This is a genomic window from Streptomyces sp. GD-15H (genome assembly GCF_045291515.1).
In the GTDB taxonomy this organism is placed as follows: Bacteria; Actinomycetota; Actinomycetes; order Streptomycetales; family Streptomycetaceae; genus Streptomyces.
In genome coordinates, this window is the sequence record NZ_CP149447.1 from 6,674,177 (window position 1) to 6,695,000 (window position 20,824).

Sequence of the window (20,824 nt, forward strand, 5' to 3'; positions counted from 1 at the left end):
GGCGGCCGCCTGTCCCCCGCCTCCCCCGCCGCGCAACGGCCGGTGCTGGTGCGGCGGACCTCATGGGGCACTTTCCCAAGACGGTGGAGGACCTGGACGCCCGGATCACCGAGATCCTCCTCACCCGGGAGGTGCGCGACGGAGCGGCCTTGCTGGTCGGGCGCCTGAGGACGCTGGACGCGATCCATGTGGCCGGCGCACTGTCACTGCGGGACGATCCGACGCCCTGGTGAGCTATGACCGCATAATGCTCGAGACCGCTCGTGCCGAAGGTCTGCACGCTCACGCACCTGATATGAACGACTGAAGACCGGGCCGTTTCTGTAGGGACCCGACAGTGAGTCCCCTCGGCCACTGTTGGTGCCCGAATGCCCTCCGGCACGTGGCGACCGATAGGTTTTCGGAGAAGGCGCCTGTCTCGCAGGGGCTCCAGACCGCTATCGAAAGGGTGATCCGTTGAGCCGCTCGGTTCTCGTCACCGGAGGTAACCGGGGCATCGGCCTCGCCATCGCCCGCACGTTCGCCGATGCCGGTGACAAGGTCGCGATCACGTACCGCTCGGGTGAGCCCCCCACGGGCTTCCTCGCCGTCAAGTGCGACATCACCGACAGCGAGCAGGTGGAGCAGGCCTACAAGGAGATCGAGGAAGCGCACGGTCCCGTCGAGGTGCTGGTCGCCAACGCCGGCATCAACAAGGACCAGTTGCTGATGCGGATGTCGGAGGAGGACTTCACGTCCGTCGTCGACACCAACCTCACCGGCACCTTCCGCGTCGTCAAGCGCGCCAACCGCGGCATGCTGCGGGCCAAGAAGGGCCGCGTCGTGCTCATCTCGTCGGTCGTCGGGCTCCTCGGTTCCGCCGGGCAGGCGAACTACGCCGCCTCCAAGGCCGCGCTGGTCGGCTTCGCGCGCTCCCTCGCCCGTGAGCTGGGCTCGCGCAACATCACCTTCAACGTCGTCGCGCCCGGTTTCGTCGACACCGACATGACCAGGGAGCTCACCGAGGAGCAGCAGACGAAGATCCTCGCGCAGGTGCCGCTCGCCCGGTACGCGCGGTCGGAGGAGATCGCCGCGGCCGTGCGGTTCCTCGCCTCGGACGACGCCTCGTACATCACTGGAGCCGTCATTCCCGTTGACGGCGGACTGGGAATGGGTCACTGAACGACATGAGCGGAATTCTCGAGGGCAAGCGCGTCCTGATCACCGGTGTGCTGATGGAGTCCTCCATCGCCTTCCACACGGCCAAGCTGGCCCAGGAGCAGGGCGCCGAGATCATCCTGACCGCGTTCCCGCGGCCCACGCTGACCGAGCGCATCGCCAAGAAGCTCCCCAAGCCCACCAAGGTCATCGAGCTCGACGTGACCGACGAGGAGCACCTGGGCCGCCTCGCGGACGTCGTGGGCGAGGAGCTCGGCGGCCTCGACGGCGTCGTGCACTCCATCGGCTTCGCGCCGCAGGACGCGCTCGGCGGCAACTTCCTCAACACGCCGTTCGAGTCGGTCGCCACGGCCATGCACGTCTCGGCGTTCTCCCTGAAGTCGCTGACCATGGCCTGCCTGCCGCTGATGCAGAACGGCGGGTCCGTCGTCGGCTTCACCTTCGACGCGCAGTACGCCTGGCCGCAGTACGACTGGATGGGCCCGGCCAAGGCCGCCCTGGAGGCGACCAGCCGTTACGTGGCGCGTGACCTGGGCAAGCAGAACGTCCGCTGCAACCTGATCTCGGCGGGCCCGATCGGCTCCATGGCCGCCAAGTCCATCCCGGGCTTCAGCGAGCTGGCCACCGTGTGGGACACCCGTGCCCCGCTGGAGTGGGACCTGAAGGACCCGGAGCCGGCCGGCCGCGGTGCCGTCGCCCTGCTGAGCGACTGGTTCCCGAAGACCACGGGCGAGATCGTCCACGTGGACGGCGGTCTGCACGCCATCGGCGCCTGAGCGTCGCCGATCTGGCCCGAAGCGGCCTGCGAGGGCCCGTACCCGGGAGGGGTGCGGGCCCTCGGCACGTCACCCGTTCGGCTCAGCAGGGCAGGCGGTGCGCGGCGCCGGCAGGTCATTGTGGAGCAACAGGTCACTGTGGAGTACGCGTACACCGCGTGATCCCCGCCTGATCTCCCTCCCAGCACGGCCGAGGAGGTCCCCCTTGTGCGCTTCCACCGCCTGGCCTCAGTGACCTTCACCGTCGCTGTCGGCATCGCTCTCGTGCCCGCCCTGGCGTACGAGGCGATGCCGCACGAGGCGACGTCGCACGCGCGCGTGCAGCCGGCCGCCGGGTCGTCGTCCGACGGCGCGGAGTCCGACGATCCGTTCGGAGCCGCCTGCCGGATCGAGACCGACGGCTCCCGGGTGACCGCGTACTGCCACAACCCCTATCCGGACACCGACCACGTGAGCCTGCACATCGAGTGCGTCCAATGGTGGGACCTCGACAGCGACAGCGCCCCGGTGGCCGCCGCACCCGCACAGACCGTGCGGCTGACCGGACGCTGCTGGAAGGAGGTCCGGGCCGTGTGGATCAGCCACCGGAAGGCGGACTGAACCGCCCCGGACGGCACACCAGCGAGTGGGCGGCGGCCTCCTCGGCCGCCGTCGCCGCGTCGCCCGCGCGGATCGCGTCCAGCAGCCGCGAGTGGTCCGTGTGAGTCTCCGGGGTCAGCTCCTGGCCGACGTCGTCGCGCAGCCAGTCCCGCAGCACCTCGCTCAGGTCCGCGTACAGCGCGGTCAGCACGTCGTTGTGCGACGCCGCCACGACGGCCAGGTGGAACGTCGTGTCCGCCGCCACGAACTGCTCCGCCGCACCCGACTCCCAGGCCTCCTCACGGTGCAGCAGCAGGGTGGCGAGCTGTTTGAGGTCCTTCTCGGTGCGCCGCTCGGCGGCCAGCCGCGCCGCGGACGACTCCAGGGTGGAGCGCAGTTCCGCGATGTGCCCGGGGTCGGCGTCGGCGAAACGGCGCTGCATCACCCCGGCCAGCTCGCTCGTGGTGACGACATACGTGCCCGAGCCCTGGCGGATGTCCAGCAGCCCGTTGTGTGCCAGCGCGCGCACGGCCTCGCGGACTGTGTTGCGCGCCACCCCGAGCTGCTCGACCAGCTCCGGCTCGGTCGGAATGCGGGAGCCGACCGGCCACTCGCCCGAGGTGATCTGGGCGCGCAGAGCGGCGATGACCTGCTCGGACAGCACAGAACGACGGGGGTGGCTCAGGGACATGACACACCTCCGCGCAGCAAGGGCACCGGCGTCGGACGGCAGCCTCGGCATGGACAACCAATCATCCTATGATTCTATGATGTACCTCATGGCTGGTGAGGAAACCCGGACGCTCAAGTCCACGACCGTACGCATGGCGGCTCCGTCCGAAGTCCGGGAGACCGAAGCCCGGAAGACCGGCGATCCGGAAACCGGGGGTACCGCCCCGCGCGCGTGGACGATGCGGCTGCTCGTCGTCGGCATCGTGCTGGCGGCGCTGAACCTCCGCCCCGCCATCACCAGCCTCGGCGCGCTGCTCGAGGAGGTCCGGACCGACCTCGGCATGAGCGGCAGCGTGACCGGGCTGCTCACCTCCGTGCCCCCACTGTGCTTCGCCGTCTTCGGCGTCACAGCCCCGCGGCTGGCCCGCCGTTTCGGACCGGGCGCGGTGGTGTGCGCCGGCATGGCCGCCATCGGCGCGGGCCTGCTGATACGCCCGTTCACGGGAGGCACGGCGGGCTTCCTGGCCGCCAGTGCCCTCGCGCTCATGGGCATCGCCGTCAGCAACGTCCTGATGCCGGTCATCGTCAAGCAATGGTTCCCGGACCGGGTCGGCTCCATGACCGGCCTGTACTCCATGGCCCTCGCCCTGGGCACGGCCGCGGCCGCCGCGGTGGCCGTGCCGCTGACCGAGGCACTGGGCGGGAACTGGCGGTCGGGACTCGCCCTGTGGGCGGCGCTCGCCGCGGCCGCCGTACTGCCCTGGATCCCGTTCGTGGGAAAGCGGGGCAGGCCACCGGCCGAGCGGGCCCTCGTGCGGGTACGGCCGAGGCGTGAGCCGGCGACCCGACCTGCCCGCGAGGAGCGCTCGCCGGAGCAGCACACACCGGGGGAGGACGCGGCGCGGGAGAGGTCGCCCGAGCCGTCGTCCGCGGGCGTGGCGGCGTCGTCGGGCGCGTCGGCGCCCGAGGTGCGCATCACCCGCAGCCGGACCGCCTGGGCGCTGGCCGTCTTCTTCGGGCTCCAGGCGACCGTCGCCTACATCACCATGGGCTGGATGGCGCAGATCTTCCGGGACGCGGGCGTGCCCGCGAGCACGGCCGGGCTGCTGCTCGCGTTCATCATGGTGATGGGCGTGCCGCTCGCCTTCGTCATCCCGCGCCTCGCCACGCGCCTGCCGCAGCAGGGCCCGATCGTGCTCGTGCTCGGCGGGAGCGGCCTGGTCGGCTACGCCGGTCTGTACTTCGCACCGGCCGCCGGGGCCTTGGCCTGGGCGCTGCTGCTGGGCATCGCCAACTGCGCCTTCCCCCTCGCGCTCACCATGGTCGGGATGCGGGCCAGGTCCGGCGCGGGCGTGGCCAAGCTGTCGGCCTTCGCCCAGAGCGTTGGCTATCTGATCTCCATCCCGGGCCCCCTTCTGGTGGGCGTGCTCTACCAGCACAGCGGTGGCTGGGGCCTACCGCTCGCGCTCATGGCCGGCCTGATGATCCCGCAGATGATCGCCGGTGTCCTGGCGGGCCGTGACCGCACGGTGGAGGAAGAGGCGGCGGCTCGCTGAGCCCGCTCCGTCCGACCCCGGGGCGCGCCGCAGCGGTGACAGGTGCGAGACTTGCCCCATGCCAGTCCTCGACCCGAACCCGCAGAACGGCCAGAAGAAGCTGCTGCTCGTCTTCGGCACGTTCTTCGTCATCTTCATCGTCATCGGTGTGATCGCGAGCATCCTCGCGCCGTGACGCCCCCGGCGCCGGCCCTGTCCGGGGGCCATGGCGGTGCTGGCACCCCTGTCCCCTAGGGGGCCGGGCTCAGGGTCAACTGGGTGGGTCACCGGATGGATCGAGGGCCGAGGAGTACATACCTTCGAGAGGTGGCCGCGAGACGCGGCACGAAGCACTCGAAGAGCGGAGCCCCCCATGTTGGCGCGCACCCACACCCGGACCCACCCGGTACTCCGGGGCGGCGTCGACGGCCGGCTGCCGTGGTGGGCCCTCGCCCTGCCCACACTCGCCTTCGTCGCGCTGCTCGCCCTGATCCTGAACCCCGCCGACGCGCACGCGACGACCGCCGAGCCCGGGATCACCCACCTCCTCGAGCGTGCTCAGCAGTTCATAACCCGCTGAGCACCGCTGGAAGCGGCCGTCAACTACCTGCGCCTCATGGCCTGTTTCATGCGAAGCTGGTTCCCATGAGCGTCGCAGAACCCCGCAGGATTGTCCTTTTCCGGCATGCGAAGGCCGACTGGCCACCGGTGACCGACCACGAGCGCCCACTCGCCGAGCGCGGCAGGATGGACGCCGCAGTCGCCGGACGCAAGCTCGCCGACACCGCCATCGCGTTCGATCTGGCCCTCTGCTCCACCTCGACCAGGACCCGGGAGACGTGGAAAATCGCGGTTCACGAGTTCCCGCAGCGCCCGAAGACGGTCTACGAGGAGCGGATCTACGAGGCCTCGCCCGGTGAGCTGATCACCCTGCTGAACGAGACCCCCGACGACGCGCAGAACGTGCTTCTGGTCGGCCACAATCCCGGCGTCCAGGGAGCCGCCGAGATCCTCTCCGGGTCGGCCGAGGGGGACGCGGGCGAGCGGATGAGTCGTCGTGGCTATCCCGCCGCCGCCTTCGCCGTGCTGTCCTTCACCGGCTCCTGGAAGTCCCTCGAGCCCGGGGGCGCCACTCTGCTCGACTACTGGGCACCCAGCGAGTGACCCACGCGCCATGACATGACCCACGCGCCATGACAGAGGGGCCCGGCACCGACCGGCGTCGACCCGGCGCCGGGCCCCGCACGGCCCGTGCACCGCAAGGCCTGGAACCGGATGCTCGCGGACCGGGTACCGCAGGCCCGCGCGCGGCTCAGTCCAGGTCCAGGATGTCCGCAGCCTCGACCTCTTCGCGCGTGATGCCCAGCAGATACAGGACCGTGTCCAGGAAGGGGAAGTTCACCGCGGTGTGGGCCGCCTGGCGCACCACCGGCTTGGCGTTGAACGCGACCCCGAGACCCGCCGAATTGAGCATGTCCAAGTCATTCGCGCCGTCGCCGATCGCCACGGTCTGCGACAGCGGAACCCCCGCCTCGGCCGCGAACCGGCGCAGCAGCCGCGCCTTGCCCGGGCGGTCCACGATCTCGCCCATGACCCGGCCGGTCAGCTTTCCGTCGACGATCTCCAGGGTGTTGGCATGGGCGAAGTCCAGCGCCAGCCGCTCCTTCAGATCGTCCGTGATCTGGGTGAACCCCCCGGAGACCACGCCCACCTGGTAGCCGAGCCGCTTCAGCGTGCGGACCAGGGTGCGGGCACCCGGTGTCAGCCGTACCTCGCTGCGCACCTTGTCCACCACGGAGGCGTCCAGCCCCGCCAGCAGTCGCACACGCGCGTGCAGCGACTCCTCGAAGTCCAGTTCCCCGCGCATCGCCGCCTCGGTCACCTCGGCGACCTTGTCCTCGCAGCCGGCATGGGCGGCGAAGAGCTCGATCACCTCGTCCTGGATGAGTGTGGAGTCCACGTCCATGACGACCAGGCGCTGGGCCCGGCGGTGCAGACCGGCCGCGACGACGGCGACATCGACCCCGAGCTTCGACGCGTCGGTCACCAGGGCGGTGCGCAGCGGTTCCGTCTCCACGCCGGACACCGCGAACTCCACCGCGGTCACTGGGTACTTGGCGAGCCGGAAGACACGGTCGATGTTGGCGCCGGTCTTCGTGATCCGCGCGGCGATCGCCGCCGCGGTCTCGGCGGTGAGGGGGTGACCCAGCACGGTGACCAGGGAACGGCCGAGTCCGCGCGGACGGTTGTCGCCGATGCCGGAGATGATCTCCGCCTGCATCTTCATCGACTCGGCCCAGTTGTGGACGGTCGCCCGCAGATTGCCCTCCAGCCCCTGCGCCGGCTGGGTCACGAGCACGCACAGCACGATTCGGCCACGGGTGACGACCTGCTCGATGTCGACCACGTCGACGGAGTAGGCGGCGAGGGTGTCGAGGAGACCGGCCGTGATGCCGGGCCGGTCCTTGCCGAAGATCTTGACGAGGAGTGTGGGAACGTCCGAGGTCTGCGATGCGTTCATGGTGTTCTTACCGTATCGGGCACGCAGTGCCCTGCGCGCCCGAGGTCCGTCTGGCGGACAGCGAACTCTCGGCGTCGCCGAGGTGTCCCGGACCTTGCGGCCTCACCCGCGACGGAGAGCGGGCTCCCGACGCCCTGCGACTCCGCCTCCGGTGTGGTCGGCGGTCACCGACGCTCCGCGTCGCTTTCCTCCTCCGCCTTGGAATTCGAAGCCGCATGACGCCGCTCGCTGATCCACTCTCCATCGCGGGTGAGGCCGTTACACGCCTTGGGCGCCGCCTGCCCTACCGGCCCCCGCCGGGGTGGCGCGGTGCCGGGGAGGGGACGGCGCCCGCCGCCCGCAGCGACCGCAGGAAGAAGTACGACAGCAGCAGCGCGCCCACCGGACTCACCCCCAGCGGCGTGACCCCGACGGCCGTGCTCGCCTCCGCGCCCGACAGCCCGAACGCCGACACCCCGCCGGACGGCGTGACCGGGCCGCCGGCCGCCGGAGCCACCACCGCGGCCGTCATCGGCCCCAGCGAATCCGCCGAGTCCGCGTCCAGCAGACGCAACCCGAGCGCCGCCGTCCCCGCCCTCCCGATCAGCGTCCAGCTCACCGCGGCGACCGCGGACATCACGACATCCACCCACGGCACGCGCGTGCCGTGCCCCGCGGTACCGACACCCGTGGCAGCACTCATGGCAGACCCCCCGATCCGCGGCGCGGCACGCGGTGGCCGCGCATGTCCCCCTCGCGTGGATTACCGCTCTCCGGTCCGGTTTCCACCCCGTCAACGGAAGTGCTGAAAGCGTCCGAGAGCCCCCTTTACACGGCCCGGCTTTCGGTCCGGGGGCCGAGCCTGAAATAGTTCCCCCCGATGTTCGACATCCCTAGACTCCCTGCGACGGGGGAAATTCGGGGGACAACTCAGTGGGGCATGGAGTGCCGGAACTCGTACTGGAATCAAACGGACGGACCTGGACGCTCGATCCGTCCAGGTCGTACACCCTGGGACGCGATCCGCAGGGGGATGTCGTGGTGGACGACGCCAGGGTGTCCTGGCGACACGTCACGGTCAGCTTCAACGGCCGCAGTTGGGTCGTCGAGGACCACGGCAGCACCAACGGCACGTTCGTGCAGGGGCAGCGGATCCATCATCTGGAGATCGGCTCCGGCGCGGCGCTGAACCTGGGCAACGCGACCGACGGGCCGCGCGTGACCCTGTCCGGTGCTGCGGCCGCCTCGCCGCAGGCACAGCCGCAGCAGCCGTACGCCGCGCAGGGGGTACAGGGGGCGAACCCGGGTTGGGTCCAGCAGGGGCAGCAGCAGATGCAGCATCAGAGGCAGCAGCCGGGAGCACAGGCCGGCTGGCAGCAGCAGTCGGTGCCGCAGCAGCCCGCGCCGTATGTCCCGCAGCAGCAGGGACCCGGTGGCGCGGCGGGGGCGCCGCCGGTGTACGGCGACCGCAGTCCGACCACGTTCCACCAGTTCTCGCTCGGCCGCGTGATGCGGATAGGCCGTGCCCTGGAGAACGACCTGGTCGTCTCCGACCTCCAGGTCTCCCGCAACCACGCCGAGTTCCACTCGACGCCCGACGGTCGCATGGAGATCCGCGACCTGGGTTCGCACAATGGCACCTATGTCAACGGTATGCCGATCGCCAAGGGCGGCACGCAACTGCTCGGCCCGGCCGACATCGTGGGCGTCGGCCACTCGACGTTCCGGATCGTCGGCGACCGGCTCGAGGAGTTCGTCGACACCGGTGAGGTGTCCTTCTCGGCCCGCCACCTCACCGTCACGGTCGACGACGGCAAGCAGATCCTCAAGGACGTCTCCTTCGGCGTTCCGGAGAAGTCACTGATCGCGGTCATCGGCCCGTCCGGCTCCGGCAAGTCCACCCTGCTCAAGGCGCTCACCGGGTACCGGCCCGCCGACCAGGGCGAGGTCCTCTACGACAACCGGAACCTCTACAAGCAGTTCGCCGAACTGCGCCAGCGCATCGGTCTGGTCCCGCAGGACGACATCCTGCACAAGGAACTGACCGTCAAGAAGGCGCTCGCGTACGCGGCCAAGCTCCGCTTCCCTGCCGACACCACGGCCACCGAGCGCGACGCCCGCATCGACGAGGTGCTGCGCGAGCTGAAGCTGGACATCCACAAGGACAAGAAGGTCACGTCGCTCTCCGGCGGCCAGCGCAAGCGGGTCTCGGTGGCGCTGGAACTGCTCACCAAGCCGTCGCTGATCTTCCTCGACGAGCCGACGTCGGGCCTCGACCCGGGCATGGACCGCGATGTCATGCAGCTGCTGCGCGGGCTCGCCGACGACGGGCGCACCGTCCTCGTCGTCACCCACTCGGTGGCCGAGCTGGCGATCTGCGACAAGCTCCTGGTGATGGCACCCGGAGGTTCGGTCGCCTACTTCGGTCCGCCCGAGGAGGCGCTGAACTTCTTCGGCTACGACACCTGGGCCGACGTCTTCTCCGCCTTCGAGAACTACCGCGACTACGACTGGGCAGGCCGCTGGAAGGGCTCGCAGCACTACCAGATGTACGCAGCGGACATCGACGCGGTCGCGCCGCAGTCCGTACAGGTCCCGGCGATGCAGGCGATGAAGCCGCCGAAGCCGCAGGGCTGGATGTCGCAGTTCGTCACACTGGTGCGCCGCTACATCTCGGTGATCGTCTCCGACAAGGGGTTCCTCGCCCTGACGGTGATCCTGCCGGCCGTCCTCGGCGCGGTCAGCCTGCTCATCGACGCCGACAAGGGGCTGCTGCCGAACCCGCCCCACCCGCAGACCGGCCGGATCATCCCGAACGGCACGGCGACCACGGTCCTGCTGATCCTCGCGGTCGGCGCCTGCTTCGCCGGTGCCGCGAACTCCGTACGTGAGCTGATCAAGGAACGGGTCATCTACGAACGGGAACGCGCGACCGGCCTGTCCCGCTCGGCGTATCTGATGTCCAAGGTGTTCGTGCTCGGCACGATCACCGTGCTGCAGGGACTGATGGTCGGCATCATAGGCTTCTCCAGCCGGGAGCTTCCCGAGGAGGGGCTGGTCCTCGGCGGCTTCACGCTGCTGGAGCTGTCCATCCCGATCATGGCGCTCGGCTTCACCTCGATGATGTTCGGTCTGATCATCTCCTCGCTGGTGAAGACCGCCGAGAAGACCATGCCGCTGCTGGTGATGTTCGCGATCATCCAGGTCGTCTTCACCGGCTGTCTGTTCGCGCTGCACGGCTCGATCGGCGTCAACCAGTTCTCGTTCCTGATGCCGTCGCGGTGGGCGGTCGCCGCCTCCGGCGCCACGCTGGACCTCAACAAGATCAGCCCGCCGGAGACCGCCGGTGACCCCGACCCGCTGTGGGAGCACACGGCGGGGGCCTGGTTCATGGACATGGGCGCGCTCATCGTCCTCGGCGTGATCTGCGGCTTCTTCGTGGCCCGCTTCCTGCGCCGCCACGAGCCCGAGGTCATGCGCAAGTAACCGGAGAGGCCGTTCGCGCGCCGTACGCCCCGAAGGGCGGCACCCCGTCAGGAGGGTGCCGCCCTTCGGCGTATCCGTTCGCGTCAGGTCGCGTGAAGAGGTCCGCGCCGACCTCAGTACGCGCTGTAGACGTTGTCCATGGAGCCGTAGCGGTCGGCCGCGTAGTTGCAGGCGGCGGTGATGTTCGCGACCGGGTCGTAGATGTCCTTCGACGTGCCCGGGACGTGGTACGCCGCGAACGTCGGCGGGATCACCTGCAGCAGCCCCTTGGACGGGATGCCGTTCTTGGCGTTGATGTCCCAGAGATTGATGGCCTTCGGGTTGCCCGAGGACTCCCGGATGATGTTGCGGTGGATGCCTTCGTACGAACCCGGGATACCACGCTTCTTCATGATGTCCAGGGACTCGCGGATCCAGCCGTCCAGGTTGTTGCCGTAGGTCTGCGGGGCGGCCTTGTCGACCTCGGCCCGCTGCGCGGAGCGGCTGGCGGCCTCCTCGGCCTCGCGCTCCTTCTCGGCCTGCTCCTTCGCGGCAGCCGCGTCGGCCTTCTTCTTGGCGGCGGCGTCGGCCGCGGCCTGCTTCTTCGTCGCGATCTGCTCGGTCTTCACACCGGAGGCGGCGAGCTGGTCGGTGACGGTGCCCTTGACGTCCTTGATCGGCTCGGTGCTGTAGGCGACCTGCGCGGTGGAAGCGGCCTCGCTCGTGAGGGTCGTCGACGCGTTGCTCGGCGTGGCCGAGAAAGCGATGGCGGTGGCACCGAGGGCGGCGACACCGGCGACGACGATCTTGTGATGGCGGTTCAGAGCACGAATGTGGCCTCGGGCGAGGAAGTTCTTCGACATGGGTGAGGGACCTCTTCGAATAGCGCGGAGGTCGCTCAGCGTCCGGTGGGGAACAGGGGCTTCTCCGGCACGAACGCCGCGGGCGGAACCCACGGCGCTGAGCGACGGCAGCCATTCTTAGCGGCCGCAAAATAGCGAGGCAAAGATGTGATGTACGAAGCCGGGTAGTGGATCGGGGGAGGGCAAAGCGGTGCAGAGTGGACTATCCGCGCCGCTCAAGTGCCCGTTATGTTTCTCCTATTCACCTTCGTACGTGATGTACACCCTATGCCCGGCCTCACATCGGGCGGTCGTCGCTCTCACCGGTAGTTGCTGGCGCAATGCTCTGTGTGAGGGGTCCGGTGAGACCTGGGCCGCTCGCGAAAGGACCCGGGGCCGCCCCTGGGGGACCGGAGGTCCTAGGACCTCCGGTCCGGGGCGTCGCCGCCACTGGTCGGATCCGCGGTGCCGGTGCCCGCCGGTACCGTGAGGACATGAGCCACGGCCCCCGGTCCGGCCTCGCCGCGGTGAGCACCGCGTTGCTGGCCATGAGTAGGCACCTCGAGGTGCGTGACGTCCTCAAGACGATCGTCGCCTCGGCCCGCGAACTGCTCGACGCGGAGTACGCCGCGCTCGGCGTCCCCGACGACCACGGCGGCTTCGCCCAGTTCGTGGTCGACGGGGTCAGCGACGACCAGTGGAAGGCCATAGGCCCCCTCCCGCGCCAGCACGGCATCCTCGCCGCGATGCTCCGCGAGGACGGACCCCAGCGCCTCGCCGACGTACGCAAGGACCCCCGCTTCGAGGGCTGGCCCAGTGCCCACCCCGACCTGGTCGACTTCCTGGGCCTGCCCATCCGTGACGGCGACGAGGTCATCGGTGCCCTGTTCCTCGCCAACAAGCGGAGTCCCGCGGGGGAGACCCCTCCCGCCCCCCGTGCCCCGCACCCGAGGGCACCTGCGGATTCACCCAGGACGACGAGGACGTACTCGGCATCCTGGCCCAGCACGCGGCGATCGCCCTCACCAACGCCCGGCTCTACGAGCGCAGCCGCGAACTGACCATCGCCGGGGAACGCTCCCGCCTCGCCCACGAGCTGCACGACGCCGTCAGCCAGAAGCTGTTCTCCCTGCGCCTCACCGCCCAGGCGGCCGCCCGCCTCGTGGACCGCGACCCGACCCGGGCCAAGGGAGAGCTGCAGCAGGTGGCCGCGCTGGCGGCCGAGGCCGCCGACGAACTGCGCGCCGCGGTCGTCGAGCTGCGCCCCGCGGCCCTCGACGAGGACGGCCTCGTCGCCACCCTCCGCACCCAGATCCAGGTCCTCGACCGTGCCCACTCCGCGCGCGTGACCTTCACCGGGCACGGTGTGCGCGCCCTGCCCGCCGCGCAGGAGGAGGCCGTACTGCGCGTCGCCCAGGAGGCGCTGCACAACGCCCTGCGGCACTCGCAGGCAGAGCATGTCGACGTCACCCTGGGCCGCCTCGGCAGTGGCGCCGTCCTGCGGGTCACCGACGACGGCAAGGGCTTCGACCCGCAGATCATCCGCCGCGCGGGACGTCATCTCGGCCTGGTCTCCATGCGCGACCGGGCGAGCGGGGTCGGCGGCAGCCTGACCGTGGAATCGGCGCTCGGCAAGGGCACCACGATCGAGATGGAGGTCCCCGGTGGCTGACGCGATCAGGGTGCTGCTCGTCGACGACCACCAGGTGGTCCGCCGAGGCCTGCGCACCTTTCTGGAGGTGCAGGACGACATCGAGGTCGTCGGCGAGGCGGCGGACGGTGCCGAAGGAGTCGCCCTCGCCGGGGAGCTGCGGCCCGACGTGATCCTGATGGACGTCAGGATGCCGGGCATGGACGGCGTGGAGGCCCTGCGCCGGCTCCGCGAACTGGACCACCCCGCGCGCGTGCTGATCGTCACCAGCTTCACCGAGCAGCGCACCGTGGTCCCGGCCCTGCGTGCGGGCGCCGCCGGATACGTGTACAAGGACATCGACCCCGACGCGCTCGCCGGAGCCATCCGCTCGGTGCACGCCGGGCACGTCCTCCTCCAGGCCGAGGTCGCCGGCGCCCTGCTGGCCCAGGAGGAGACTCATTCCGGCCAGGGCCGTGCCGGTTCGCTCACGGAGCGGGAGCGTGAGGTGCTCGGTCTCATAGCGGACGGCCGCTCCAACCGGGAGATAGCCCGCGCCCTGGTCCTCTCCGAGAAGACCGTGAAGACGCATGTCTCGAACATCCTGATGAAGCTCGACCTGGCGGACCGCACCCAGGCCGCCCTGTGGGCGGTGCGCCACGGCCTGAGCGGCTGAGCGGCTGAGTACCTGAGCGGGTGAGCCGGAGGGAGGCCGACCCGTGACGTCCCGGGCCGGGCGGACGGTTCCCTTCCGGTGCGAGATTCATACTGTCGTGGGAGTGTCCCCCGAATGGCGCATCCTTCTTCGGCCTCCGCCGTTCTCCAGTGCGTACCGCGGCGCCTGCCGCGGTGACCGCGAGGAGGGCTCGGAAGTGAAGAACCTGAAGAAGGCAGCGGCCGTGACGATGGTGGCCGGCGGTCTGCTCGCCGCCGGTACGGGCATGGCCTCCGCCACCGACGGCGCGCACGCCGGCGGCAAGGCCGTGGGCTCCCCGGGCGTCGTCTCGGGCAACGTCATCCAGGCCCCGGTCGACGTCCCGGTCAACGTGTCCGGCAACAGCGTCAACGTGATCGGCCTGCTGAACCCCGCCTTCGGCAACGTGGCCGTCAACGGCTGACGCCTGTCACCCGACCGGTGACGCCCCCGGCCTCCCGGCCCCACCCGGGAGGCCGCTCGGTTCGCCCACGCCGGTCACCAACGGACCGGGATTCACCCGACGCCCCGCTCCCGCTCCTCCACCACGGAGTTGTACGCCGCTACCTGCGCCCGCCGAGCCGTCCGCTCCACCGGCCGCAGGGCTTCCCCGCGCGCCGCCATCTCCGACGCGCTCACCGCGCCCCCGTGCCCGTTCGCACCGGCCAGCGAGACCAGCGTCCCCACCCGCCGCGCCAGCTCCAGCACCCGTACCGCTCGCGGCGGATACCCCGGCGCCAGCACCTCACGGCCCGGCTCCACCCGGGCCCGGTACGCGTCGATCGCCGCCTCGGCCACCGGCCCCAGCCGGCCACGTCCAGCCGCGTCAGCACCTCGGTCGCCTCCCTGAGGGCCTCCGCCAGCTCCCGCTCCGCCTCGCCGAGCGAGGGCACGTCGGCGGGCGGCGCCTCCCGCACCGCCAGGCAGTGCCAGACGACCTCCACATGCACATCACCCGCGGGCCCGGCCTCCCGCACCTGAGGCACCAGCCCGAAGGCGGCCCCGTGACAGACCACCGCCTCCCCGGCCTCCAGCGCCCGCGCGTTGAACTCCGGCGGCCCGCTCAGCCCCAGCGGATGCCCCGGCGTGGGCAGCGCGACCCGCAGCCCGGTCACCCCGAGCGTCCGCAGCCGCCCCAGCGCCAACGTGAGACCCACCGGCGCGGACTCACCCGGCAACCCCTCCACCCGGTGCACCGCGTCCTCGCCGACGATGGCGAGCACGGCGTCATCCGGCGAGACAAGACCGGCAATAAGGGCATTTCCCCAGGAGGTGAGGCGTCCTGAACGTGGTTCCGAGAGCATGCCTCCACCCTAAGGACAGGGCCGAGGGGATGTCCGGGCCGACCGGTGGCGTAGATTTCATGGAGGGCTGCGCCCATGGGGGCGGCGGACCGACCACAGGCGTACGACAGAGCCGAGAACCCGGCCACACTGCAAGGGGAGACAACGCGCTCATGAGCGATGTTCTGGAGCTTCAGGACGTATCCGTGGTCCGCGAGGGCCGGGCTCTGGTGGACCAGGTCTCCTGGACGGTGAAGGAGGGCGAGCGCTGGGTCATCCTCGGCCCCAACGGTGCCGGCAAGACCACTTTGCTGAACATCGCCTCCAGTTACCTGTTCCCCAGCAAGGGCACCGCCACCATCCTCGGTGAGACCCTCGGCACCCCCGGCACCGACGTCTTCGAACTGCGCCCGCGCATCGGCATCGCCGGGAACGGCATGGCCGACAAGCTCCCCAAGCGTCAGACGGTCCTGCAGACCGTGCTGACCGCCGCCTACGGCATGACCGCCGGCTGGCAGGAGGAGTACGAGGACATCGACGAACAGCGCGCCCGCGCCTTCCTCGACCGCCTCGGCATGTCCGAATTCGTGGACCGCAGGTTCGGCACCCTCTCCGAGGGCGAACGCAAGCGCACCCTCATCGCCCGCGCGCTGATGACCGACCCCGAACTGCTGCTCCTCGACGAGCCCGCCGCCGGCCTCGACCTGGGCGGCCGCGAGGACCTCGTACGCCGCCTCGGCCGTCTCGCCCGCGACCCGATCGCCCCCTCCATGGTCATGGTCACGCACCACGTCGAGGAGATCGCCCCCGGCTTCACCCACGTCCTGATGATCCGTCAGGGCCAGATCCTGGCCGCCGGTCCGCTGGAGCTCGAACTCACCTCCCGCAACCTCTCCCTCTGCTTCGGCCTTCCGCTCGTCGTGGAGCAGGTCGGCGACCGCTGGACCGCGCAGGGCCTCCCGATGGCCTGAACCCGGCTGGGTGGGTTCCGTCCACTCAAAAACCGGGCCGAGAAGGCTCTTTCAAACGCTCCGGCGCCCTGTCGGTGACCGGGTGCGCGGTCCTACCATGACCGTGTGGACATCGATGCGTGGCTGTGGTGGCTGATCGGCGCGGCGGTACTCGGCATCGCGCTGGTGATCACCGCGATGCCCGAACTCGGCATGCTCGCGGTGGGCGCCGTCGCCGCGGCGGTGGTCTCCGGAATCTTCGGCGGCGGCGCCGTGGTCCAAGTCGTGGTCTTCGCCGTCGTCTCGACCGCTCTCATCGCCGTCGTACGGCCCATCGCGAACAGGCAACGCGCACAACGCCCCCACCTCGCCAGCGGCGTCGACGCCCTGAAGGGGAAGCAGGCCGTCGTGCTGGAGCGGGTCGACGGCTCCGGCGGCCGGATCAAGCTGGCCGGCGAGATCTGGTCGGCACGTGCCCTCGACGCCGACCGCGCCTACGAAGTGGGCCAGGAAGTGGACGTCGTGGAGATCGAGGGAGCCACGGCGATCGTCATGTGACCCCGCACGACCGACGGACATCGCACCCCCGACCTCCCACTCCCTCGCACGACTGGCTCACACAGGACAACAACTGGGCCGAACAGCCACCGAGTTGCACGATGGTCTGTCAGACTCGACCAGCAAGATCCGTAACAGGCATAGGATCTGACGAAGGCGCCGAGGCGAAGAAGGGTTCGGGAAACCGACGATGCAACCGATCATCATCGTTCTGATCATCCTGGTGGTGTTGGTCTTCATCGCCCTGATCAAGACGATCCAAGTCATCCCGCAGGCCAGCGCCGCCATCGTCGAGCGCTTCGGCCGCTACACACGCACACTCAACGCGGGCCTCAACATCGTCGTCCCGTTCATCGACACCATTCGCAACCGGATCGACCTGCGCGAACAGGTCGTCCCGTTCCCGCCGCAGCCGGTGATCACCCAGGACAACCTGGTCGTCAACATCGACACCGTCATCTACTACCAGGTGACCGACGCACGGGCCGCGACCTACGAGGTCGCCAGCTACATCCAGGCGATCGAGCAGCTCACCGTCACCACCCTGCGCAACATCATCGGCGGCATGGACCTCGAGCGCACCCTGACCTCCCGCGAGGAGATCAACGCGGCCCTGCGCGGCGTCCTCGACGAAGCCACCGGCAAGTGGGGCATCCGCGTCAACCGCGTCGAACTCAAGGCGATCGAGCCGCCCACCTCCATCCAGGACTCGATGGAGAAGCAGATGCGCGCCGACCGCGACAAGCGCGCCGCGATCCTCCAGGCCGAAGGTGTCCGGCAGTCCGAGATCCTGCGCGCCGAGGGCGAGAAGCAGTCCCAGATCCTGCGCGCCGAGGGCGAGGCCAAGGCCGCCGCCCTCCGGGCCGAAGGCGAGGCCCAAGCCGTCCGCACGGTCTTCGAGGCGATCCACGCGGGCGACCCCGATCAGAAGCTGCTCTCCTACCAGTACCTCCAGATGCTCCCGAAGATCGCGGAGGGCGACGCCAACAAGCTCTGGATCGTCCCCAGTGAGATCGGTGACGCGCTCAAGGGACTTTCCGGCGCCATGGGTAACTTCGGTGGCCTGGGCGGCGGTTCGGGCGGCAACGGCGCCTCCGGCGGTGCCACGGAACGCCGCGAGAAGCCCTCCATCGACTGACGGCCGCCCTCACGACGAACAGTTTCCCGCACCCCCTCCAGGGGCGCGGGGCCCTATCGACATGCGGCTCCGCCGCGTGGGCGCGATCAGCCATGAACAACCCGCAGCCGGGAACCACCCAGGCCCCTACGGCGAAACCCTCACGCCGCGCCCAGTGCCAGCCAATCCGGCAGCGCCTCAAGATCGTCTCTCGCCAGCGCGAGCAGCATCGTGTCCGCCGGCGTCGGCTCGAACGGCTGCCGCAGCAGCGGCATCCCCGCCTGCTCCGGAGTCCGGTTCGCCTTGCGGTGGTTGTCCTCGGCGCACGAGGCCACCGTGTTCAGCCAGGTGTCCTGACCGCCGTGCGACCGCGGCACCACGTGGTCGACGGTGGTGGCCCGCCGCCCGCAGTACGCGCACCGGTGCCGGTCCCGCACCAGCACACCCCGCCTCGACCACGGCGCCCGTCTTCGGAACGGCACCCTGACGTATTGGCAGAGCCTGATCACCCGTGGCACGGGTATGTCCACCTCGGCTCCCCGCATCCGCAGTCCGGGGTGGGCCTGCTCGACGACCGCCTTGTCCTGGAGCACCAGAACGACGGCTCGGTTCAGCGTCACCGTCGACAGCGGCTCGAAGCTCGCGTTCAGTACCAAGGTGTCCCGCATACCAGCCCACCTCCCGTGTGCACCGGCCCACCCCTCGGCGGGCTGGGATCAACTCTGGCCGGGCACGCCGAGATGGACAACGCAATATCTGCTGCTTCCACGGGAGGTGACCCCCGCGCCCCCGGCAACAAAAATGCCCGCCCCTGATCAATTCCAAGACCAGGGGCGGGCAAACGTTCCGTGAACGCCGGGATCGGCTCAGGAACCGGCGGGCACCTCGTACTCACCGATCAGCTGGGCCCGCGCGAGCGTGTGGAACCGCAGGTTGAAGCCCACGACGGCAGGGGACGCGTCCGAGTCCGGGCCGAGCTTCTCCTGGTCCACGGCGTACACCGTGAACACATACCGGTGCGGTCCGTCCCCGGGGGGCGGCGCGGCCCCGCCGAAGTCCTTGGTGCCGTAGTCGTTGCGCGCCTGAATCGCGCCCTCGGGCAGTCCCTCGAACCCGCCGCTGCCCGCGCCGGCCGGCAGCTCGGTCACCGAGACCGGGATGTCGAACGCCACCCAGTGCCAGAATCCGCTGCCCGTCGGGGCATCCGGGTCGAAGCAGGTCACGGCGAAGCTCCTGGTCTCCGGCGGGAAGCCCGACCAGCGCAGCTGCGGCGACGTGTTGCCGCCCGCCTTCGCCTGGGCGTCCTGGAGCGTCGCGCCCTCCTCGACGTCCTCGCTCGTCACCGTGAACAACGGCACGGGCGGGTGGAAGTCATGGGGGAGCGGACGTCGCTCGAGCTCGGTCACCTCGGTACCTCCTGATCGCTTGCGTTCAGTGGGAACCGAGCCTAGAACCAGTTGCGCTTGCTGCCGACCTCGGACAGCCACTGGTTGAGGTACGCCGCCCAGTCCGTGCCCTGGTAGTCGTTCAGTCCCACCTTGAACGACCGGAAGGTGTCGCTGCCCTCGCTGAACAGACCGGGCTTCTTGTCCATCTCCAGCACGACGTCCATCGCCTGCTCGTCGGCCACGAAGGTCAGCTCGACCTGGTGCAGCCCCCGGTACTGCTGCGGCGGGAAGAACTCGATCTCCTGGTAGAACGGCAGCCGCTGACGCGTCCCCCGGACATGACCGCGCTCCATGTCCGCGCTCTTGAACCGGAAGCCCAGCTGGATGAACGCGTCCAGGATCGCCTTCTGCGCCGGCAGCGGGTGCACGTTGATCGGGTCCAGGTCACCCGAGTCCACGGCCCGCGCGATCGCCAGCTCCGTGGTCACGCCGATGTTCATCCCGCGCAGCGACTGCCCGTCGATCATCGTGATCGGCGTCTCCCACGGGATCTCCAGCCCGAACGGCACCGCGTGCACCGCGCCCGCCTGGAGCTCGAAGGCGCCGCCGAGCCGCGACTTGGTGAACTCGATGTTCTGCTTGTACTCCTCGTCGCCGCTCTCCACCTCGACCTTGGCCTGCAGCCCGACCGACAGCCCCTCGATCTGCTGATTCACGGACCCGCCCTGGATCCGCACCTCACCCTGGACGACCCCACCCGGAACGACGTTGACCTCGTGCAGCACCGTCTCGACCGAAGCCCCGCCGGCTCCCAGGCTCGCGAGCAGCTTCTTGAACGCCATGTCTCTCCCCTTGTCGTTCTCTATCGCGTCGTTGCCACATGTGGACCTTTGATCCCTAACAACGCGATCCGGCCCTGGCCGGTTCCGTGTCCGTCACCCTTGCAAGCGCGGCGTCCGGTGACCACCCCGTGGCGGCACCCGCCTGGAGTACGCTCGGACGCCATGATCGCGACCCCCGACCGTACGCCCCTGCCCAGGAAGTTCTTCGACCGCCCTGTCCTCGCGGTCGCCCCCGACCTGCTCGGCCGGGTCCTCGTACGCACCACCCCGGACGGTCCGATCGCCCTCCGCCTGACCGAGGTCGAGGCCTACGACGGTCCCGACGATCCCGGTTCCCACGCCTATCGGGGGCGTACCGCCCGCAACGGCGTGATGGTCGGTCCCCCCGGGCGCGGATACGTCTACTTCGCCTACGGCATGTCAAATCGGTCAGCATGAACATTATGAATCTCGCTCACCCCGCTGAAGAAGTCGCCCCCGAGCTGCTCGGTGCCACCCTCACCCACGAGACCGCCGAGGGAACCGTGAGCATCACCATCACGGAGACCGAGGCGTACTCCGGTACGGCCGACCCCGCCTCCCACGCCTACCGAGGCAGGACACCCCGAAACGCCGTCATGTTCGGGCCCGCAGGGCACCTGTACGTCTACCGGTCTCACGGTCTCCACTGGTGCGCCAACATCGTCACCGGGGCAGACGGCCTCGCCTCAGCTGTCCTCATCCGGGCAGGCAGGGTCATCGAAGGGGAAGACCTGGCACGCAAGCGGCGAGGGGGCAAGGTCGAGAGTCCACGTCTCGCGCGGGGTCCGGGAAACTTCTGCCAAGCGCTCGGCAT

21 protein-coding genes and 4 pseudogenes (1 of these 25 only partly in view) are annotated in these 20,824 nt (G+C 69.9%); 17 read left to right on the forward strand and 8 right to left on the reverse strand.

The features are described from left to right. Positions 1 to 62 precede the first annotated feature (62 nt). The 4 genes from WJ438_RS31510 to WJ438_RS31525 all read left to right on the forward strand — a co-directional run bounded on the left by WJ438_RS31510 (position 63) and on the right by WJ438_RS31525 (position 2,534). Positions 63 to 233, forward strand: a complete 171-nt coding sequence (locus WJ438_RS31510; protein ID WP_406728235.1) for a hypothetical protein — start codon at positions 63 to 65, stop codon at positions 231 to 233. Between the two features lie 223 nt (positions 234 to 456). Continuing rightward, the gene (fabG, locus tag WJ438_RS31515; protein WP_406728236.1) at positions 457 to 1,161 is read left to right on the forward strand and encodes a 3-oxoacyl-[acyl-carrier-protein] reductase; all 705 of its coding nucleotides are present in this window, start codon (positions 457 to 459) and stop codon (positions 1,159 to 1,161) included. A 5-nt stretch (positions 1,162 to 1,166) separates the two neighbouring features. After that, on the forward strand, positions 1,167 to 1,934 hold the full coding sequence (fabI, locus tag WJ438_RS31520) for an enoyl-ACP reductase FabI (RefSeq protein ID WP_406728237.1): 768 nt from the start codon (positions 1,167 to 1,169) through the stop codon (positions 1,932 to 1,934). A 207-nt stretch (positions 1,935 to 2,141) separates the two neighbouring features. Continuing rightward, on the forward strand, positions 2,142 to 2,534 hold the full coding sequence (locus WJ438_RS31525; RefSeq protein WP_406728238.1) for a hypothetical protein: 393 nt from the start codon (positions 2,142 to 2,144) through the stop codon (positions 2,532 to 2,534). On the opposite strand, the gene WJ438_RS31530 is transcribed toward WJ438_RS31525, so the two are convergent. After that, the gene (locus WJ438_RS31530) at positions 2,512 to 3,204 is read right to left on the reverse strand and encodes a FadR/GntR family transcriptional regulator (protein ID WP_406728239.1); all 693 of its coding nucleotides are present in this window, start codon (positions 3,202 to 3,204) and stop codon (positions 2,512 to 2,514) included. The two genes, WJ438_RS31525 and WJ438_RS31530, sit on opposite strands and share 23 nt — an antisense overlap. Before the next feature lie 76 nt (positions 3,205 to 3,280). Between WJ438_RS31530 and WJ438_RS31535 the strand changes: the two genes are divergently transcribed. From WJ438_RS31535 to WJ438_RS31550, 4 genes are all read left to right on the forward strand, one after another. Beyond that, positions 3,281 to 4,741 (forward strand): CynX/NimT family MFS transporter, encoded by a 1,461-nt coding sequence (locus WJ438_RS31535; protein WP_406728240.1) that lies wholly within the window; start codon positions 3,281 to 3,283, stop codon positions 4,739 to 4,741. A 58-nt stretch (positions 4,742 to 4,799) separates the two neighbouring features. Next, positions 4,800 to 4,916 (forward strand): SGM_5486 family transporter-associated protein, encoded by a 117-nt coding sequence (locus tag WJ438_RS31540; RefSeq protein WP_406728241.1) that lies wholly within the window; start codon positions 4,800 to 4,802, stop codon positions 4,914 to 4,916. A gap of 177 nt (positions 4,917 to 5,093) precedes the next feature. Next, on the forward strand, positions 5,094 to 5,300 hold the full coding sequence (locus WJ438_RS31545; protein WP_406728242.1) for a hypothetical protein: 207 nt from the start codon (positions 5,094 to 5,096) through the stop codon (positions 5,298 to 5,300). Positions 5,301 to 5,365: 65 nt separating this feature from the next. Further along, positions 5,366 to 5,884 (forward strand): SixA phosphatase family protein, encoded by a 519-nt coding sequence (locus WJ438_RS31550; protein ID WP_406728243.1) that lies wholly within the window; start codon positions 5,366 to 5,368, stop codon positions 5,882 to 5,884. 148 nt (positions 5,885 to 6,032) lie between these two features. Here the strand turns inward: WJ438_RS31550 and serB are convergent, their stop codons facing one another. Next, on the reverse strand, positions 6,033 to 7,241 hold the full coding sequence (gene serB / locus WJ438_RS31555; protein ID WP_406728244.1) for a phosphoserine phosphatase SerB: 1,209 nt from the start codon (positions 7,239 to 7,241) through the stop codon (positions 6,033 to 6,035). Positions 7,242 to 7,551: 310 nt separating this feature from the next. Further along, positions 7,552 to 7,923: pseudogene (locus tag WJ438_RS31560) on the reverse strand (streptophobe family protein); the annotation flags it as partial. Between the two features lie 242 nt (positions 7,924 to 8,165). Between WJ438_RS31560 and WJ438_RS31565 the strand changes: the two are divergent. Next, positions 8,166 to 10,706 (forward strand): FHA domain-containing protein, encoded by a 2,541-nt coding sequence (locus WJ438_RS31565; protein WP_406729866.1) that lies wholly within the window; start codon positions 8,166 to 8,168, stop codon positions 10,704 to 10,706. A gap of 113 nt (positions 10,707 to 10,819) precedes the next feature. Here the strand turns inward: WJ438_RS31565 and WJ438_RS31570 are convergent, their stop codons facing one another. After that, positions 10,820 to 11,548: a transglycosylase SLT domain-containing protein gene (locus WJ438_RS31570; protein WP_406728245.1), complete on the reverse strand. Its 729-nt coding sequence runs from the start codon at positions 11,546 to 11,548 to the stop codon at positions 10,820 to 10,822. Positions 11,549 to 12,021: 473 nt separating this feature from the next. Here WJ438_RS31570 and WJ438_RS31575 point away from each other — a divergent pair. The 3 genes and pseudogenes from WJ438_RS31575 to WJ438_RS31585 all read left to right on the forward strand — a co-directional run bounded on the left by WJ438_RS31575 (position 12,022) and on the right by WJ438_RS31585 (position 14,275). Beyond that, positions 12,022 to 13,199: pseudogene (locus WJ438_RS31575) on the forward strand (GAF domain-containing sensor histidine kinase). Beyond that, positions 13,192 to 13,833 carry a response regulator gene (locus tag WJ438_RS31580; protein ID WP_406728246.1) on the forward strand — a complete coding sequence of 214 codons (642 nt, stop codon included), beginning with the start codon at positions 13,192 to 13,194 and terminating at the stop codon, positions 13,831 to 13,833. The pseudogene WJ438_RS31575 and the gene WJ438_RS31580 overlap by 8 nt, the downstream one beginning before the upstream one ends. Before the next feature lie 196 nt (positions 13,834 to 14,029). Next, complete coding sequence (locus WJ438_RS31585) at positions 14,030 to 14,275, forward strand: chaplin (protein ID WP_406728247.1); 246 nt, start codon at positions 14,030 to 14,032, stop codon at positions 14,273 to 14,275. A gap of 92 nt (positions 14,276 to 14,367) precedes the next feature. Here the strand turns inward: WJ438_RS31585 and WJ438_RS31590 are convergent. Next, positions 14,368 to 15,155, reverse strand: a pseudogene (locus WJ438_RS31590) (hypothetical protein). Between the two features lie 152 nt (positions 15,156 to 15,307). Here WJ438_RS31590 and WJ438_RS31595 point away from each other — a divergent pair. The 3 genes from WJ438_RS31595 to WJ438_RS31605 all read left to right on the forward strand — a co-directional run bounded on the left by WJ438_RS31595 (position 15,308) and on the right by WJ438_RS31605 (position 17,780). Then, entirely contained in the window at positions 15,308 to 16,105 is a 798-nt protein-coding gene (locus WJ438_RS31595) for an ABC transporter ATP-binding protein (RefSeq protein WP_406728248.1), read from the forward strand. A gap of 105 nt (positions 16,106 to 16,210) precedes the next feature. Next, positions 16,211 to 16,642, forward strand: coding sequence for an NfeD family protein (locus tag WJ438_RS31600; RefSeq protein ID WP_406728249.1), 432 nt, complete (start codon positions 16,211 to 16,213; stop codon positions 16,640 to 16,642). 190 nt (positions 16,643 to 16,832) lie between these two features. Next, positions 16,833 to 17,780 (forward strand): SPFH domain-containing protein, encoded by a 948-nt coding sequence (locus tag WJ438_RS31605; protein ID WP_109383202.1) that lies wholly within the window; start codon positions 16,833 to 16,835, stop codon positions 17,778 to 17,780. A gap of 140 nt (positions 17,781 to 17,920) precedes the next feature. On the opposite strand, the gene WJ438_RS31610 is transcribed toward WJ438_RS31605, so the two are convergent. The 3 genes from WJ438_RS31610 to WJ438_RS31620 all read right to left on the reverse strand — a co-directional run bounded on the left by WJ438_RS31610 (position 17,921) and on the right by WJ438_RS31620 (position 19,989). Beyond that, positions 17,921 to 18,427 (reverse strand): HNH endonuclease, encoded by a 507-nt coding sequence (locus WJ438_RS31610; RefSeq protein ID WP_406728250.1) that lies wholly within the window; start codon positions 18,425 to 18,427, stop codon positions 17,921 to 17,923. A gap of 198 nt (positions 18,428 to 18,625) precedes the next feature. Beyond that, entirely contained in the window at positions 18,626 to 19,165 is a 540-nt protein-coding gene (locus WJ438_RS31615) for a YbhB/YbcL family Raf kinase inhibitor-like protein (protein WP_406728251.1), read from the reverse strand. 41 nt (positions 19,166 to 19,206) lie between these two features. Beyond that, on the reverse strand, positions 19,207 to 19,989 hold the full coding sequence (locus WJ438_RS31620) for a sporulation protein (RefSeq protein WP_406728252.1): 783 nt from the start codon (positions 19,987 to 19,989) through the stop codon (positions 19,207 to 19,209). A 162-nt stretch (positions 19,990 to 20,151) separates the two neighbouring features. Between WJ438_RS31620 and WJ438_RS31625 the strand changes: the two are divergent. Next, positions 20,152 to 20,409, forward strand: a pseudogene (locus WJ438_RS31625) (DNA-3-methyladenine glycosylase); the annotation flags it as partial. Positions 20,410 to 20,423: 14 nt separating this feature from the next. After that, on the forward strand, positions 20,424 to 20,824 hold the 5' portion of the coding sequence (locus WJ438_RS31630) for a DNA-3-methyladenine glycosylase (protein ID WP_406728253.1). Its footprint extends 211 nt past the window's final position; 401 of the gene's 612 nt are visible here — the first part of the coding sequence; its start codon is at positions 20,424 to 20,426; its stop codon lies beyond the right edge, outside the window.

What these genes read in the sequence shown, in the direction of transcription:
- WJ438_RS31510 (WP_406728235.1), top strand. Translation starts at nt 63, where the DNA reads ATGGGGCACTTTCCCAAGACGGTGGAGGACCTGGACGCCCGGATCACC.
- fabI (WP_406728237.1), top strand. Translation starts at nt 1,167, where the DNA reads ATGAGCGGAATTCTCGAGGGCAAGCGCGTCCTGATCACCGGTGTGCTG.
- WJ438_RS31530 (WP_406728239.1), bottom strand. Translation starts at nt 3,204, where the DNA reads ATGTCCCTGAGCCACCCCCGTCGTTCTGTGCTGTCCGAGCAGGTCATC.
- WJ438_RS31535 (WP_406728240.1), top strand. Translation starts at nt 3,281, where the DNA reads ATGATGTACCTCATGGCTGGTGAGGAAACCCGGACGCTCAAGTCCACG.
- WJ438_RS31540 (WP_406728241.1), top strand. Translation starts at nt 4,800, where the DNA reads ATGCCAGTCCTCGACCCGAACCCGCAGAACGGCCAGAAGAAGCTGCTG.
- WJ438_RS31545 (WP_406728242.1), top strand. Translation starts at nt 5,094, where the DNA reads ATGTTGGCGCGCACCCACACCCGGACCCACCCGGTACTCCGGGGCGGC.
- WJ438_RS31550 (WP_406728243.1), top strand. Translation starts at nt 5,366, where the DNA reads ATGAGCGTCGCAGAACCCCGCAGGATTGTCCTTTTCCGGCATGCGAAG.
- serB (WP_406728244.1), bottom strand. Translation starts at nt 7,241, where the DNA reads ATGAACGCATCGCAGACCTCGGACGTTCCCACACTCCTCGTCAAGATC.
- WJ438_RS31570 (WP_406728245.1), bottom strand. Translation starts at nt 11,548, where the DNA reads ATGTCGAAGAACTTCCTCGCCCGAGGCCACATTCGTGCTCTGAACCGC.
- WJ438_RS31595 (WP_406728248.1), top strand. Translation starts at nt 15,308, where the DNA reads ATGAGCGATGTTCTGGAGCTTCAGGACGTATCCGTGGTCCGCGAGGGC.
- WJ438_RS31605 (WP_109383202.1), top strand. Translation starts at nt 16,833, where the DNA reads ATGCAACCGATCATCATCGTTCTGATCATCCTGGTGGTGTTGGTCTTC.
- WJ438_RS31610 (WP_406728250.1), bottom strand. Translation starts at nt 18,427, where the DNA reads ATGCGGGACACCTTGGTACTGAACGCGAGCTTCGAGCCGCTGTCGACG.
- WJ438_RS31620 (WP_406728252.1), bottom strand. Translation starts at nt 19,989, where the DNA reads ATGGCGTTCAAGAAGCTGCTCGCGAGCCTGGGAGCCGGCGGGGCTTCG.